Source organism: Caballeronia sordidicola (genome assembly GCF_001544455.2).
In the GTDB taxonomy this organism is placed as follows: Bacteria; Pseudomonadota; Gammaproteobacteria; order Burkholderiales; family Burkholderiaceae; genus Caballeronia; species Caballeronia sordidicola.
Map to the genome: position 1 here is coordinate 442,273 of NZ_FCOC02000002.1, position 14,752 is coordinate 457,024.

Consider the following 14,752-nt stretch of genomic DNA (forward strand, 5'->3'; position numbering starts at 1 on the left):
CATGAATCGACACGTCACAGCGCCTTTTCGAGCTTTTTCATCTTGCCGCGAATCCGCGTCTGCTTGAGCGACGACAGGTATTCAACAAACACACGTCCCATCAGGTGATCCATCTCATGCTGGATACACACGGCCAGCAAACCTTCGCAGTCAATCTCGAAGGTTTCACCCTTCTCGTTCAGCGCCCGCACGCGGACCTTTTCCGGCCGCTCGACAAAGTCGTAGATGCCCGGAACTGACAGGCAGCCTTCCTCATGATCTTTCTTCTCGTCGCTCGACCAGATGATTTCAGGGTTGATGAACGCCTGAAGCTGGTCATGCGTGTCCGAGACGTCGATCACGATCACGCGTTCGTGTGCGTCCACCTGCGTTGCGGCCAGGCCGACGCCGGGCGCGGCGTACATGGTTTCGGCCATGTCGGCGACGAGCTTGCGAATCCGGTCGTCGACGACTTCTACGGGTTTCGCGACCTTGTGCAGCCGCTTGTCCGGGTAGGTGAGTATGTGTAGCAGAGCCATGATTCAGATTATCGATGCACGCCGTGGCGCGCGATAGTCGGCCATTCGGCCAGGTTGTAAAAGATTGCCGGTATCCGGAAGATGATTGGGCTGAATGAACGTACTTCAACGCCCGTTCAGCGCCGCGAATTTTGCGGCAACGCCCTGGTCCCGCGCGCCCTGAATGTGGTCGCCCGGCCAAGCTTTTTTATTTCGGTATATGAAAATTTTAACATGACGCCTTTCCTGTTGCCGACGGCCGACGCCGCGCCCCGCCTGGGCGCAACCGACCCGGAGGACGTTTCAGCCTGGCTGCGGCTCGCAAACGCGAGCGGTTTGCCGCCCATTGCATTGCGCGCGCTGCTTGCGGAATTCGGCAGTCCGCACGCTGTGCTTAATCAATCGTTCGGTGCGCTTGCGGGTATCGCCGGCGAGAAAGCGGCGCGCGCCGTGCTCGCGCCGCCGCCCGGTTCGGAACTCGGCTCCTTCGAGGAATGCCTCGCGCGCACGCTCGAATGGGCGTCCATCAAAGGTAATGCAATCGTCACGCTTGCCGATACCGCTTATCCACCGGCGCTCCTGACCATGCCCGATCCGCCGCCCTTGCTATATGTAAAGGGACGGCTGGACTTGCTGCAATCGCGGGCGGTGGCGATTGTCGGCAGCCGGAGCGCGACACCACAAGGTATTGAAGACGCAAAGCGCTTCGCTCAAGCGCTTTCCAATGCGGCGCTCGCCATTGTGTCGGGGCTTGCGCTCGGAATTGACGGCGCCGCGCATCGCGGCGGCTTGAGCGGACCGGGCAGCACGATTGCCGTGATCGGAACCGGCGCGGATCTGGTTTATCCGTCGCTGCATCACGCGCTCGCGCATGAAATCGCGGAAAACGGCGTAATTGTCTCCGAGTGGCCGCTCGGAACACCCGCACGGTCAGCGAATTTTCCACAGCGCAACCGGCTGATTGCCGGACTTTCGAGCGGCGTGTTGATTGTCGAAGCGGCCATGCGTTCGGGGTCGCTGATCACCGCGCGGCTCGCGAACGAAATGGGACGCGATGTGTTCGCCATACCCGGATCGATCCATGCGCCGCTTTCGCGCGGGTGTCATCGGATGATCAAGCAAGGGGCGAAGCTCGTTGAAACGCCCGAGGACATTCTTGAAGAGTTTGGCATTCACGTGACGACTGAAACTGAAACCACGGCGGCCCCGCGAAAACGCGGCAAGACGCGCGTGGTGAAAAACGTCAGTGAGCGCGAACCAAACGAAGACGAGTTCGCGTTGGAACTGCAAAGCGCCAGGATCAACCGGCCGGCGACCGCGTCGTGGGCATCGGCGAAAGTTGAAAATCCCGACGCCGACCGTCTGCTCGACGCCCTCGGCCATTCGCCCGCCACGCTTGAAATTCTCGGTCAACGCACCGAAATGGATGGCGCAACGTTACAAAGCCTGCTGCTGCAACTTGAAATGTCGGGGCGGATCGGCGCGTTGCCAGGCGGCCGATTTATCCGCGTCGAGCGCTGATCTTTTGGCGTCATGCTACATTCGCCACAAAATCAGCCGTTTGCTACGCCGCACCAAACGCCCAGGACAACGACGCAAGGACCAAAAGGAATCATGCCCGCGCTGAATCTCGACACCGACGCCGACCAGATCGCCGAGCGCATGGCCAGCGCCGGCACGCTGCTCGTCGCCTGCCTGTGCGCCGAGTGGTGCGGGACGTGCCGGGATTATCGGGAAGGTTTCGACAAGCTTGCAGATGCCCATCCGGACATCTGTTTTGCGTGGATCGATATTGAAAATCAGGCGGACCGGTTCGACGACCTCGACGTGGAGAACTTCCCGACCATATTGATCGAGGACGCTGTGACCACGTGGTTTTTCGGCACCGTTTTGCCGCAAACGTCCATTGTTGCGAGGATGTTGACGGACCTGAGCGCATTGCCGAGCATGACCGGGGCACCCAAAATACGGCCCGCGCTGGTCACCGCATAGACTCCGCTCAAGAAAAACGCACCCGCCAAGTGAAACGTCTTTGACGGTTGGATCACGAAGCGCCCACATTCACCGTTCGGCAGCGCGCGTTTCGCTAAAAGCCAAACCGCGCGCCGCACGCCATATGCTATAAAGCGGACGTTAACGAGCCCGAACCCCGCGAACCAAGCCGCGGAAACCGGCCTCATGCCAGTCCCTAACTAGAATCGAGTCATGTCCAAAGCCCTGATCATTGCTGAAAAGCCTTCTGTCGCGAACGACATCGCGCGCGCTTTGGGCGGTTTCACAAAGCATGACGAATATTACGAGAGCGACGACTACGTACTGTCGTCGGCGGTGGGCCATTTGCTGGAAATCGCCGCGCCCGAGGAATACGACGTCAAGCGCGGCAAGTGGAGTTTCGCCAATCTGCCGGTCATTCCGCCGCATTTCGACCTGAATCCGATCGCAAAAAGCGAATCGCGCCTGAAGGTGCTGACCAAGCTGCTCAAGCGCAAGGACATTGACCGGCTGATCAACGCCTGCGACGCGGGGCGCGAAGGCGAGCTGATTTTTCGCCTGATCGCGCAGCATGCGAAGGCCAAACAGCCGGTGCAGCGCCTTTGGCTCCAGTCCATGACGGCCGGTTCCATTCGCGAAGGTTTCGCGAACCTGCGCAGCGACGCCGACATGCAGCCTCTTGCCGATGCCGCCCGTTGCCGCTCTGAAGCCGACTGGCTGGTGGGCATCAACGGCACGCGCGCAATGACCGCGTTCAACAGCAAGGGCGGCGGTTTCTTCCTGACCACCGTTGGCCGTGTTCAGACGCCAACGTTGTCTATTGTCGTGGAACGCGAAGAAAAGATTCGCCGGTTCGTGCCGCGCGATTACTGGGAAGTGCGCGCTGAATTCATCGCAGCGAAAGGGATTTACGAAGGACGCTGGTTCGACCCGAAATTCAAGCGCGTCGAAGGCGATCCGGAACAGCGCGATTCGCGGCTATGGAGCTTGCCCGCCGCCGAATCGATTGTTGCGGCTTGCCGTGGCAAGACCGGCACCGTTACGGAAGAAGCCAAGCCGTCCACGCAGATGTCGCCCTTGCTGTTCGACTTGACGAGCCTGCAGCGCGAGGCCAACGGCCGCTTTGGTTTTTCGGCGAAGAACACGCTCGGCCTGGCCCAGGCGTTGTATGAAAAGCACAAGGTCCTTACCTACCCGCGTACCGACGCACGCGCGCTGCCCGAGGACTACATTCCGACGGTAAAAGACACGCTTGCCATGCTGAAGGAGAGCAACAACTATTTGCCGCACGCGAAACAGGTCCTGGACAAGGGCTGGGTGAAGCCGAACAAGCGCATCTTCGATAACTCCAAGATCAGCGATCACTTCGCCATCATCCCGACTCTGCAGGCGCCGAAATCCTTGTCGGAACCGGAGCAAAAGCTGTACGACCTCGTCGTGAAGCGTTTCCTCGCGGTGTTTTTCCCGGCGGCCGAATACCTGGTCACCACGCGGATCACCGAAGTCGCGGGTCATCACTTCAAGACTGAAGGCAAGGTGCTGGTCGAGCCGGGCTGGCTGCAGGTCTATGGCAAGGAAGTCAGCGGCGACGACGACAACCTCGTGCAAGTCCAGAAGGACGAGAAGGTCGACGTCGAAAAGGTCGCGGCGCATGGCCTCGTGACGAAACCGCCCGCTCGATACAACGAGGCGTCGTTGCTCTCGGCCATGGAAGGCGCGGGCAAGCTCGTGGAAGACGAAGAGTTGCGCGAGGCAATGGCGGCGAAGGGACTGGGAACGCCAGCCACGCGGGCGGCGATCATTGAAGGGCTGCTGGGCGAGAAGTACATGGTGCGCGAAGGCCGCGAGCTGATTCCAACGGCCAAGGCGTTCCAGTTGATGACCTTGCTGCGCGGCCTGGGCGTAGAGGAACTGACGGCGCCGGAGCTGACCGGCGAGTGGGAGCACAAGCTGTCGCAGATGGAACGCGGCAATCTTCCGCGCGACGAATTCATGCAGGAAATCGCGCGCATGACGCAGACCATCGTGAAGCGCGCGAAGGAATACGACTCGGACACCATTCCCGGCGACTATGCAACGCTGGAAACACCGTGCCCGAATTGCGGCAGCCAGATCAAGGAGAACTATCGGCGATTCGCCTGTACGAAGTGCGAATTCTCGATGTCCAAGATTCCTGGCGGACGGCAGTTCGAGATTCCCGAAGTCGAGCAGTTGATCAGGGACAAGACCATTGGGCCGCTGTCCGGTTTCCGCAGCAAGATGGGCCGGCCGTTCTCGGCAATCCTGAAGCTCGCTTTCGACGACGAAATCAAGAACTGGAAGCTAGAGTTCGACTTCGGTCAGGACTCCGGTGGCGAAGATGGCGAACCCGTGGATTTCTCGGACCAAACCCCGGTTGGCGCTTGCCCGAAATGTCAATCGAAAGTGTACGAACACGGCATGAGCTATGTCTGCGAAAACTCGGTCGCGAATCCGAAAACCTGCGATTTCCGCTCGGGCAAGGTGATTCTGCAGCAGGAAATGTCGCGCGAGCAGATGACGAAGTTGCTCGAAGAAGGACGCACGGACCTGCTCACTGGCTTCAAGTCGTCGCGTACCGGCCGCAACTTCAAGGCGTTCCTTGTGAAGCAGCCGGACGGCAAGATTGGCTTCGAGTTTGAGAAGAAGGAGCCGAAGCCGGGCGCGAAGACCGCCGTTAAACGCGGTGCGGCGGCGCCAGAAGCAGAAGACGAGGGCGACGGCGACGTAGCTGTCGCGGCGAAGACTGTCGCGGCGAAGAAAACGGTTGCAAAGGCTGCGGCGAAGAAAGCGCCTGCGAAGAAAGTTGCAGCGAAGAAGGCGGCGGCTCGGAAGACGGGTTAATTTCCCTGAGGCCGGCACCAATCGAAAAAGCCCGCGATTCGCGGGCTTTTTCTTTCATACAGTGACGCACGGCAAAGTCCTCTCCATCAGAACGGCGACGGCATGGATAGCGGCGAACGCGTGCGCGACTTGACCGGCTTGCCATTGAGCTTGCTGTCATCGGAAGGGGCGTTAGCAGCGTCAGTGGGACGGGATTCAAAACGCGAGCCGCCTTCCGCCTCCGCATATGCCGCATGAGCAACCAAAGGCTCGCTGTCGTCGTCGTTGATGGCGGGAGAACCCGGCTGCAGCGCGCCGTCCTTTACCCACTGCTCGCCAAGCTGGTGATTCGGCGTCTTGCTGAAATACTCAACAAGATGATCGATAAACGTGCGCACCTTCGCCGGCAAATGGCGGCGGCTGGGATATGCCACGTTGATCTCGACCTGCGGCAGCTTGTAGTCGCCCAAGAGCCTCACCAGCTTGCCACGCGTGGTGTCGTTGCCGATCAGGTAGCTCGGCAGGATCGCGATGCCCATGCCAAGCAGCGCGAACTGCCGCAGCATCTCGGTATTGTTCGCCACGATCACGTTCGTCGGCCGCACGCGCACTTCGCCTTCGGGACCGGTGAACACGCGCTCATCGCCGAAATATTCCGATGGCAAACTGAGCGACGGATGTTCAGCCAGATCTTCAGGCCGTGAGGGCACGCCGTGCTTTTCAAGATACGCGGGCGTGGCGCAGACGGTCAGGCAGCCGGTCGTCAGGCGTCGCGTGACAATGCTCGCGCTGCGCATCTGGCGCGCGATCACAATACCCACGTCGAAACCTTCTTCAACCAGATCGACCTGCCGGTCGACCAGCGTCACGTCGGGCACCACCTTCGGATAGCGCTGCGCATACGTCTGCAAAACCGGCGCAAGGTTATGCAAGCCAAACACGACGGGTGCGACAATTCGTAGCGATCCAACTGGCTCGTGGTTGCGTGCCACGACCATCTGTTCGACGTCTTCGAGTTCATCGAGGATCTGCCGCGCGCGTTCCAGATAGACCTGACCCGATTCGGTCAGCGAGAGGCTGCGCGTCGTGCGGTTGAGCAGACGCGTGCCGAGCCGCCCTTCCAGATCCGCAATATGGCGCGTCGCCACGGCGTTCGAGATATCCATGGCGCCGGCTGCGCGGGCAAAACTGCCAAGATCCGCCACTCGGACGAATACTTTCATCGACTGCAAATGATCCATGAGACTACTCCTGCTGCTAGACGGCCTCTTTTAAATTCCTGAAGCAATTCGGAATTATCCTAGGACTCGCGTTTTCGTGCAGAAGTTGCCGGAAATCTCACTTTTCCCGATAAAAGATTTCGACTTTACCAAGCAGTAAGGTGAAAGAAGATCGATTGTTGCTGAATCCGGAACACCCACGCCCGAAAAGTATTCACGACCCAATTTTGAAAAGCTGGCTCAGGCAATTTTGACGCAGTAAAGCAGGGAAATGACGGAATGCCGCCTACATGACGACTTGTCGTTGATTATGTCGACTTCCGTCACTAATCCCGCACTCGAATTATTACGCCGACAGGCGTTGCTCGATGCCCAGCTTGGTTTCGGCGAGTTCTTGCGGGAGCCCTTGAGCCAGTTTTTTGAATAATTCGTCGTGAAGTTCCAGTTCCGCACGCCATGCGGAGTCCTGCACCGAGATCACCCGCTCAAATTGCTCATGCGAGAAATCGAGCTTGCCCCAGTCGATGTCGCCATAGCCCGGCGAAAATCCGAACGCATGTTCTTCCCCGTTCGTCGTGCCATCTATACGCCCAATCATCCACGTCAGGACGCGCATGTTGTCGCCAAAACCGGGCCACGCAAACTTACCGTCCGCGCCCTTGCGGAACCAGTTCACGCAGAAAAACTTTGGCAGCTTCGCGTTGAGCTGCGTGAGCCGCTCGCCCATTTTGAGCCAATGCCCGAAGTAATCGCTCATGTTGTAGCCGCAGAACGGCAGCATGGCGAACGGATCACGCCGCACGACGCCTTGCTGTCCGGCCGCGGCCGCCGTGGTTTCGGATCCCATGGTCGCGGCCATGTAGACGCCCTCGCGCCAGTTGCGCGCCTCCGTCACGAGCGGCACCGTGTCCGAACGGCGTCCCCCGAAAATGAACGCATCGATAGCCACGCCCGCGGGATTTTCCCAATCGGGATCGATGGAAGGACACTGCGCCGCCGGGGCCGTGAACCGCGCGTTCGGATGCGCGGCTTTCGTGCCGGACTCAGGCGTCCAGTCCTTGCCCTGCCAGTCGATCAGATGCGCCGGCGGCGTGTCCGTCATGCCTTCCCACCAGATATCGCCGTCGTCGGTCAGCGCCACGTTCGTGAAAATGACGTTTTCCTTGAGCATTGCCATGGCGTTGAAGTTGGTCTTCTCGCTCGTGCCTGGCGCCACGCCGAAGTAGCCGGCCTCGGGATTGATCGCGTAAAGACGGCCGTCGCGTCCTGGCTTGATCCACGCAATGTCGTCGCCAATCGTCGATACCTTCCAGCCCGACATATCGTGCGGCGGAATCAGCATGGCGAAGTTGGTCTTGCCGCAAGCCGAGGGGAACGCCGCCGCGACGTGATATTTGCGCCCTTCCGGCGATGTCACGCCGAGAATCAGCATGTGCTCGGCGAGCCAGCCTTCGTCGCGGCCCATTGTGGATGCAATCCGTAGCGCGAAGCATTTCTTGCCGAGCAGCGCGTTGCCGCCATAACCCGACCCGAAGCTCCAGATCTCGCGGCTTTCCGGAAAATGGACGATGTACTTCGTGTCATTGCACGGCCACGGCACGTCCTTTTGCTCCGCTCGCAACGGCGCGCCGACCGAATGCACGCACGGCACGAATTCGCCGTCCGTGCCCAGCACACCGTACACGGCGCTGCCCATGCGCGTCATGATGCGCATGTTCGTCACCACGTATGGGCTGTCCGTCAGTTCCACGCCAATATGCGCGATGGGCGAACCGAGCGGCCCCATGGAAAACGGCACGACATACATCGTGCGTCCGCGCATGCAGCCGTCGAACAGGCCGTTCAGTGTGCCCCGCATTTCCTTCGGATCGATCCAGTTGTTCGTTGGACCAGCCTCCTCAGAGCGCGCCGAACATATATACGTGCGGTCCTCGACGCGCGCGACGTCAGACGGATCGGAACACGCCAGGTAGGAATTCGGTCTTTTTGCGGGATTGAGGCGCTTGAGGGTTCCTGCGTCGACCATCTGCTGGGATAAACGATCGTATTCCTCCTCCGATCCGTCGCACCATTCAATCCTGTCCGGCCTGGTAAGCGCCGCGATCCGCTGTACCCAGTCGATGAGCTTGCGGTTCTTGACATACGCTGGCGCGTCACTGCCGGCGACATTTTGGTCCACCACTGCGGGCTGGTTCATCGAGCACACTCCGTTCTTGGAAGAGAAAACGGTTGCAACCCGCCGGCGCTGCTCGCGAGAGGCGCATTTCACGTCGCCGGATGCTCTGCACGGCGGAACTCACGCGCTGGTGGCGACACAAAACCAAGGCTGGCGTCGGGAGTTGACGGGTCTGGCGCCGACTGCCGTCTGAATCGCGGCTTGCGTCGGCACGGAACAAACTGTTAAAAAGAGATAGGAATGTCTCCATCGATTGCCGGTTTTCCGGCTTTGGCGATGCGTGAATGAGCCAATGAGTCGCTGGACGGCTCGCTGCGCATTCGAAACGCATTCGATATTCGTTCATTAGCTGTTGGCGGCCGGCAATTACCACGACAGCGCAATAGCAGCTTAACAAGACGCGATGCCTGGATTTCGGTGAATTTATACGTAATTACCCGAACTTAGCTCGTCGTTTCCTGTCCATCTTCGAATTTCTGCAGCACGTTTGATGCCTATCAAAAGCCAATCCATGCCAATCAAAATTGCCATTCTCGACGACTACCAAGACGCCGTTCGTAAGCTTGATTGCTTCAATCTGCTTGCAGATCACGAAGTCAAGGTCTTCAATAACACGGTGCGCGGGCTCGGACAGTTGGCTAGCAGACTTTCGGAAGTCGAAGCCCTGGTTTTGATCCGGGAGCGCACCCGAATCAGCTCCCAGCTGCTCGATAAATTGCCGCGGCTGCGCATGATCAGCCAGACCGGCAAGGTGGGCGGCCACATTGAACTCGACGCTTGTACGGAGCGCGGGATTGCCGTTCTGGAAGGCACCGGGTCGCCGATCGCTCCAGCCGAATTGACGTGGGCGCTGATCATGGCGGCGCAGCGGCGCATTCCGCAGTACGTCGCCAATCTAAAACAAGGCGCGTGGCAGCAGTCCGGACTGAAGACATCCGCGTTGCCGCCCAATTTCGGACTCGGGCAAGTGCTGCGCGGCCAGACGCTCGGCATCTGGGGTTACGGCAAGATCGGCCAGCTACTTGCGGGCTATGGCAAGGCGTTCGGCATGAAGGTGGTGGTGTGGGGGCGCGAGCATTCGCAAGCCGCCGCGCGCGCCGACGGCATCGACGTTGCCGAAAGCCGCGAGGCATTGTTCGAGCAAAGCGACGTGCTCTCGCTGCATCTGCGTCTGAACGACGAAACCCGCGGCATTGTCACGGCAGCGGATCTGATGCGCATGAAACCGACCGCGTTGTTTGTGAATACAAGCCGGGCCGAGTTGCTTGAGGAAAACGCGCTGCTCAATGCGCTGCATCACAACCGGCCGGGCATGGTTGCTATCGATGTGTACGAGAGCGAGCCGATCCTGCAGGGTTACAGCCTGCTGCGCATGGAAAACGTCATTTGCACGCCGCACATTGGCTATGTGGAACGTGAAAGCTACGAGCTGTATTTTTCGGCGGCGTTCAAGAACATTCTGGCCTTCGACGCCGGCGACACATCCAGCGTCGTCAATCCGGAAGCACTGGTTGGTGGACGCCGGCGATAATTCAGATCGTCGAAATTTCGATGGACGGTTCACATCGGACAACAAAGTTCACCGAGTTCGCGAGAAAGCAGAACGCATGCGCTTCCTCGTGCAGGCGTTCCGCCAGCTTCAGGTCGCCGCCCGCGCCTATGAGCACTTGCGGGCGCAAAAGAACGTCGGTGAAACGGCCGCTTCCCTGCTTCGTTTCTTCCATTGTGCCGATGGGATCGTCCACGTAGCCCGTCACCACAACGCCGTTCACGGCGCACAGATGCAGATACCAGAGCATGTGGCACGACGAGAGCGACGCGACGAAAAGCTCCTCCGGATTGTGGCGCGTGGCATCGCCGCGAAAGGCCGGATCGCTCGATGCTTCAATGGCAGGCTTGTTCGCCGCGCGCACCAGATGGTCGCGCGAGTAGGCGTCGTAGCTCGACGTGCCTGAACCCTGATCGCCGGTCCAGGCGACTTGCAGCGTGTACTTGTGCTGTTTGGTCATCGTTCGACACTCCCGTTCAGTGTTGCGCCGCGGCGCTCAGCACGTCGGGCAAGCGCATGAGAAATTGCTCGCCGTCGGCGCGTCCCAGATCGTACGCCGGCCGCATCAGCGCCGGACTCGTGTAGTCCCACGATGAAATCGGCACCTTCCGCGACGGCTGCACATAGACACGGCGCTGGTCGCGGTGCTTCCCATGTTCGCCGTGCTCGACCATGAACATCTGCGGGCGCGGATACACGCGCGTCACCATCACCAGAACCAGTCCCGGCGATGCATCCAGCGCGCCCACCGGCACATTGTCGACCATGCCGCCATCGAGCACGGGCCGCCCCTGCCGGCGCAGAATCGGCGTGAACGGCGGCGTGCTCGACGATTGCAGGATCAGATCGGCGAGATCCTCGACCGTCGCGCACTCTTGCGCCTTCACGAATTCCGGATGAAAACCGAGCGCTTGCCCAAGTGTCGGATGCAACTTCTTGCGCACGTATTTCTCGATGTTATAGGCGATCAGTCCCGCCGCCACCGCACTGCGTGCGCCGAGCCAACGCGGCAAATGCGACACACCGATACGAATTTCCGGCGCGGCCTTCAACGTTTGAAACCGGTCGCCATAGATATCCAGCAATGCCTGCCGGTATATCCGATAGTGCGGAAACACCGATTCGCTGCGCAGCAAATTGCCCCAATACGCGTTCTTCGAGTTATCGCGCAGCACGTGGGAGTAATAGTCCATCACCCATTCCGAGTGATTCGTGTAAAGCATGCACGCCGTGGCCGCGCCTGCCGAGATGCTGGTGATGACGCGCGGACGCAGCTTCAGTTCCGGCTGGACGACGTCCCAGAAACCGGCCTGCCACCAGCAGCGGTTGCCGCCGCCGGCGAATACGACTTGATCGAACATGGTTTTTTAGGCGAGAAGCATGACAGTGGTGGTCGCGTGCGCGGCGAGCGCACCGGTTTCATCGTGGAGTTCGATTTCGCCGAAGACCAGATTGCGGCCGCGACGCAGAATGACCGCGGTGACAAGGACATCGCCGGCTTTCACGGGACGCAGGAAACTCGTGGTCAGGGAAACGGTGGTCATCGGCTGGAAACCGCCGAGTGCGTGCGAAATGGCAACGATCATGGCGGTATCGGCGGCCGCCATGAAAACCTGGCCGCAGATCACGCCGCCAGCATGGCGCAGCTTGTCGGCATGCGGCAGGCGGAGCGTGACGCGCTCGTCCGAAGCGCTTTCCAGCGATAACCCCAGGTCACGAATCCACGGCGCGAAGGTGGTTTCGAGCAAAGTGCGGATAGCGGAATCGTCCATGATGTCTGGCTGTTTTAAGCACGGCCGTTCGCCGCTCGAACGCCATGATAACGGTTCCCGCATTCAATTTTCGAGATAACGGATGAACGGCCGCGCCATATGCGCCCACGCTTTCGGCTGTCATTGGGAGGGAATTCCGGATTTTGTAGCGCCGATAGTTGCGCAACTCGAGAAAACGTCGCTATAATTCGGATTCAGTTTTTCCGGGGCGTTAGCTCAGCTGGTAGAGCAGCGGACTCTTAATCCGTAGGTCGACAGTTCGAATCTGTCACGCCCCACCAAGTATTTGAAAGGCCGGTTAGCAAAAAAGCTAACCGGCCTTTTGTTTGTGCGCGCTTCCATCAGAAGAATAATCATTCCGCACGCGCTGTTTCCCTTTTTTGCAATTCCTCACAATGGCAAATGCCGAAAGCCCCCAGAATTACACGCTCGAGATTCTGGATTTGTTCAGCGGGAGGCCGAATGCATGCCATTCCAGTAAGTTATAACGACCACGTTCTGATGCCGCTTGCCGCAGGCGAGCGCGGCAGTTTTGCATCGATGATCATCGTCACCAAGCCTGATGGCGCGCGCTGGGCGTCTGGCGTGCTCGGCTACTTCAACGAACCGGACGACGCGTGCCGCTTTGCAATTGAATACGGAAAGGCGGAAGCGGATGGACGAAAGCCTCCAAGAAACCTGAAACCGGCCGGTCACGCGTAGCGGCTGTTCGCACGAATAAAAAGACGAAGCCCGCGGAATCGCGGGCTTCGTGTTTTTTAGAGCGCGTCAGTGTTTGTGATGCAGCCAGCTCATGTGATGCGTATCGAGCCACTCACGCATCTTCGCCGGGCCGTCCGAATTCTCGGGATGATCCCGCCTATACCGCCGCCCTAGCACCGCCGCCATTACGATCAAAACCGCAAGACCTACAACAAAGCCGATCATTGACTCAGTCACGGGCGCCTCCTTCAAATGCCTCGCCGGTTATTACAGTGTAGGTCACGCTTATCGAAACACGAAACCGGCGTAAAAAAGCCCAGACAATGAAGCTGGGCAAATCCACCGGGCGGCCCGGTGGAGGAGGTTCTTATCCGGGCTTAAAAAGAAGCGAACTGCTTAGCGCACGGCAGTAGAAATGATATGAAAAGAAATTCTATTGCCAGATCCCGATAAGATTAGTGACCCATATAGACGGAACGGACACTGTCGCCTGTCGCGGAATGAACATTTGAACCGGAATCGGACGTACCGCTCGATACACCGCCGTAACCCGTTTGGGCGGCATTCTGCGCCGCTACCCGCGCTTCTGCAGCCTGAATGTTCGCAGGGTAGTCGTAATCATTTGCAGTGGCAGGGTTATAGCCGGCGGCTTCGATCTGAACCAGTTCCGCCTTTACTTGAGCGCGGGTAAGCGGTTGATTCGACTGAGCAAAGCTTACTGCTGGGACAGCCAGGACCGCGGCAACCACAACGGCTTGAATAAGTGACTTCATGATGCTTACCTCCGACTTTTGTTTTCCCGCGATCAACGTTGATCGCGTTCTATGGATACAGTCTAGGTAAGCCAAGTCCGAAAATTAAGCCCTAAGCAGGCAAGAGATTATTGTGAATTTAGGTGTAAACCCTAAATACTTTCGATCTCGGTTGATACGCTTACAAATAAAATATCGGATGTCCGTGGCACGCGAAAAAAAATAGAAGGTGGGACACTGAGCGCTCGCTCCTTTGACCTTGATGACATGCTTCCCACCGTTCTCGTATTGATCCCACTTCAGGCCGACAGCTACGCAACCGTATCGGCGGCTTTCAAGCTCATTAACGCCCTCGATCAAACAAAACTCGATTACGCACTCACGCACCACTCCGATGAAATCCGCGCCGTGCTGACCAATGGCACCGTGGGCCTGGATGCGGCATCGATCGCCCGGTTGCCGAAACTCGAACTGATCGGCGCGTTGGGCGCGGGCTACGAGAACATCGCGCGGGACGCCGCGCGGGCACGCAATATCGTAGTAGTGAACGGCGCGGGCACGAACGACGATTGCGTCGCCGATCACGCATTTGCGCTGCTCCTCGGCGTGGTTCGGCAGATCCCGGCGCTCGACCGCGCGTGCCGCGAAGGCGTCTGGCGTGACGAACTGCCGTTTCAACCGAACTTTTCGGGCAAAAAACTCGGTGTGATCGGCCTGGGTAATATCGGCAGGAAGGTCGCAAAACGCGCGCTTGGATTCGATATTGAAGTCGGTTATCACAATCGGCAACCGAACGCGGACGTGAACTACACATATTTCGATTCGGCAACCGCGCTTGCGCAATGGGCCGATTACCTCGTGGTCGCGACGCCGGGTGGCGCGGGAACAAAACATCTGATCGACGCCAACGTGCTCGCCGCGTTAGGCGCGCGCGGATATCTCGTGAACGTGGCGCGCGGCAGCGTCGTGGATACCGCCGCGCTTGCCGATGCTCTTGAACGCGGCGTGATCGCGGGCGCGGGGCTGGACGTGTACGAGGGCGAACCAGCGCCGCCAGCCTTGCTGACCGGCTCGGAGCGCGTGGTCCTCACGCCGCACGTGGGCGGCCGGTCGCCGGAAGCCGTGGCGGCGTCGGTGCAGATGTTCGTCGATAACGCCACCTGCCACTTCGCCGGCATGCCTGTACTGACACCTGTTTGAAAGCTCGCGCGGGGTCGCCCGGCGAGCTTTGCCGCGATCCCGTATCGTGTC

Annotated in this window: 14 protein-coding genes and 1 tRNA gene; 7 read left to right on the top strand and 8 right to left on the bottom strand. The window is 59.3% G+C overall.

Features of this window, described 5'->3' with window-relative positions; genetic code table 11:
- Positions 1-14: 14 nt before the first annotated feature.
- On the bottom strand, positions 15-518 hold the full coding sequence (gene def, locus AWB64_RS05230; protein ID WP_060817542.1) for a peptide deformylase: 504 nt from the start codon (positions 516-518) through the stop codon (positions 15-17).
- Positions 519-731: 213 nt separating this feature from the next.
- Here def and dprA point away from each other — a divergent pair, with 213 nt between their 5' ends.
- The 3 genes from dprA to AWB64_RS05245 all read left to right on the top strand — a co-directional run bounded on the left by dprA (position 732) and on the right by AWB64_RS05245 (position 5,351).
- On the top strand, positions 732-2,018 hold the full coding sequence (gene dprA, locus AWB64_RS05235) for a DNA-processing protein DprA (RefSeq protein WP_060817780.1): 1,287 nt from the start codon (positions 732-734) through the stop codon (positions 2,016-2,018).
- 93 nt (positions 2,019-2,111) lie between these two features.
- Complete coding sequence (locus AWB64_RS05240) at positions 2,112-2,489, top strand: thioredoxin family protein (RefSeq protein ID WP_060817543.1); 378 nt, start codon at positions 2,112-2,114, stop codon at positions 2,487-2,489.
- 213 nt (positions 2,490-2,702) lie between these two features.
- Positions 2,703-5,351: a DNA topoisomerase III gene (locus tag AWB64_RS05245; protein ID WP_060817544.1), complete on the top strand. Its 2,649-nt coding sequence runs from the start codon at positions 2,703-2,705 to the stop codon at positions 5,349-5,351.
- Between the two features lie 86 nt (positions 5,352-5,437).
- Here AWB64_RS05245 and AWB64_RS05250 read toward each other — a convergent pair whose 3' ends face one another.
- Positions 5,438-6,571, bottom strand: a complete 1,134-nt coding sequence (locus AWB64_RS05250; RefSeq protein ID WP_060817545.1) for a LysR family transcriptional regulator — start codon at positions 6,569-6,571, stop codon at positions 5,438-5,440.
- Between the two features lie 325 nt (positions 6,572-6,896).
- Positions 6,897-8,747, bottom strand: a complete 1,851-nt coding sequence (locus AWB64_RS05255; RefSeq protein ID WP_060817546.1) for a phosphoenolpyruvate carboxykinase (GTP) — start codon at positions 8,745-8,747, stop codon at positions 6,897-6,899.
- A 496-nt stretch (positions 8,748-9,243) separates the two neighbouring features.
- Here AWB64_RS05255 and AWB64_RS05260 point away from each other — a divergent pair, with 496 nt between their 5' ends.
- Positions 9,244-10,257 carry a D-2-hydroxyacid dehydrogenase family protein gene (locus AWB64_RS05260; protein ID WP_060817781.1) on the top strand — a complete coding sequence of 338 codons (1,014 nt, stop codon included), beginning with the start codon at positions 9,244-9,246 and terminating at the stop codon, positions 10,255-10,257.
- A 1-nt stretch (position 10,258) separates the two neighbouring features.
- On the opposite strand, the gene AWB64_RS05265 is transcribed toward AWB64_RS05260, so the two are convergent.
- The 3 genes from AWB64_RS05265 to AWB64_RS05275 are packed head-to-tail and all read right to left on the bottom strand — an operon-like array spanning position 10,259 to position 12,047.
- Positions 10,259-10,735 (bottom strand): OsmC family protein, encoded by a 477-nt coding sequence (locus AWB64_RS05265; protein ID WP_060817547.1) that lies wholly within the window; start codon positions 10,733-10,735, stop codon positions 10,259-10,261.
- A 16-nt stretch (positions 10,736-10,751) separates the two neighbouring features.
- A complete protein-coding gene (locus AWB64_RS05270; RefSeq protein WP_060817548.1) occupies positions 10,752-11,636 on the bottom strand; it encodes a patatin-like phospholipase family protein in 885 nt (294 codons plus the stop codon).
- 6 nt (positions 11,637-11,642) lie between these two features.
- Positions 11,643-12,047, bottom strand: coding sequence for a PaaI family thioesterase (locus AWB64_RS05275; protein WP_060817782.1), 405 nt, complete (start codon positions 12,045-12,047; stop codon positions 11,643-11,645).
- A gap of 205 nt (positions 12,048-12,252) precedes the next feature.
- Between AWB64_RS05275 and AWB64_RS05280 the strand changes: the two genes are divergently transcribed.
- Positions 12,253-12,328, top strand: a tRNA-Lys gene (locus AWB64_RS05280).
- 181 nt (positions 12,329-12,509) lie between these two features.
- On the top strand, positions 12,510-12,749 hold the full coding sequence (locus tag AWB64_RS05285; RefSeq protein WP_060817549.1) for a hypothetical protein: 240 nt from the start codon (positions 12,510-12,512) through the stop codon (positions 12,747-12,749).
- Between the two features lie 66 nt (positions 12,750-12,815).
- On the opposite strand, the gene AWB64_RS31865 is transcribed toward AWB64_RS05285, so the two are convergent.
- Together AWB64_RS31865 and AWB64_RS05290 are read right to left on the bottom strand one after the other, a co-directional pair.
- Positions 12,816-12,986, bottom strand: a complete 171-nt coding sequence (locus AWB64_RS31865) for a hypothetical protein (RefSeq protein ID WP_167353900.1) — start codon at positions 12,984-12,986, stop codon at positions 12,816-12,818.
- Between the two features lie 218 nt (positions 12,987-13,204).
- Entirely contained in the window at positions 13,205-13,522 is a 318-nt protein-coding gene (locus tag AWB64_RS05290; RefSeq protein ID WP_060817783.1) for a DUF4148 domain-containing protein, read from the bottom strand.
- Positions 13,523-13,768: 246 nt separating this feature from the next.
- Here AWB64_RS05290 and AWB64_RS05295 point away from each other — a divergent pair, with 246 nt between their 5' ends.
- Positions 13,769-14,701 (top strand): 2-hydroxyacid dehydrogenase, encoded by a 933-nt coding sequence (locus AWB64_RS05295; protein WP_060817550.1) that lies wholly within the window; start codon positions 13,769-13,771, stop codon positions 14,699-14,701.
- Positions 14,702-14,752 lie beyond the last annotated feature (51 nt).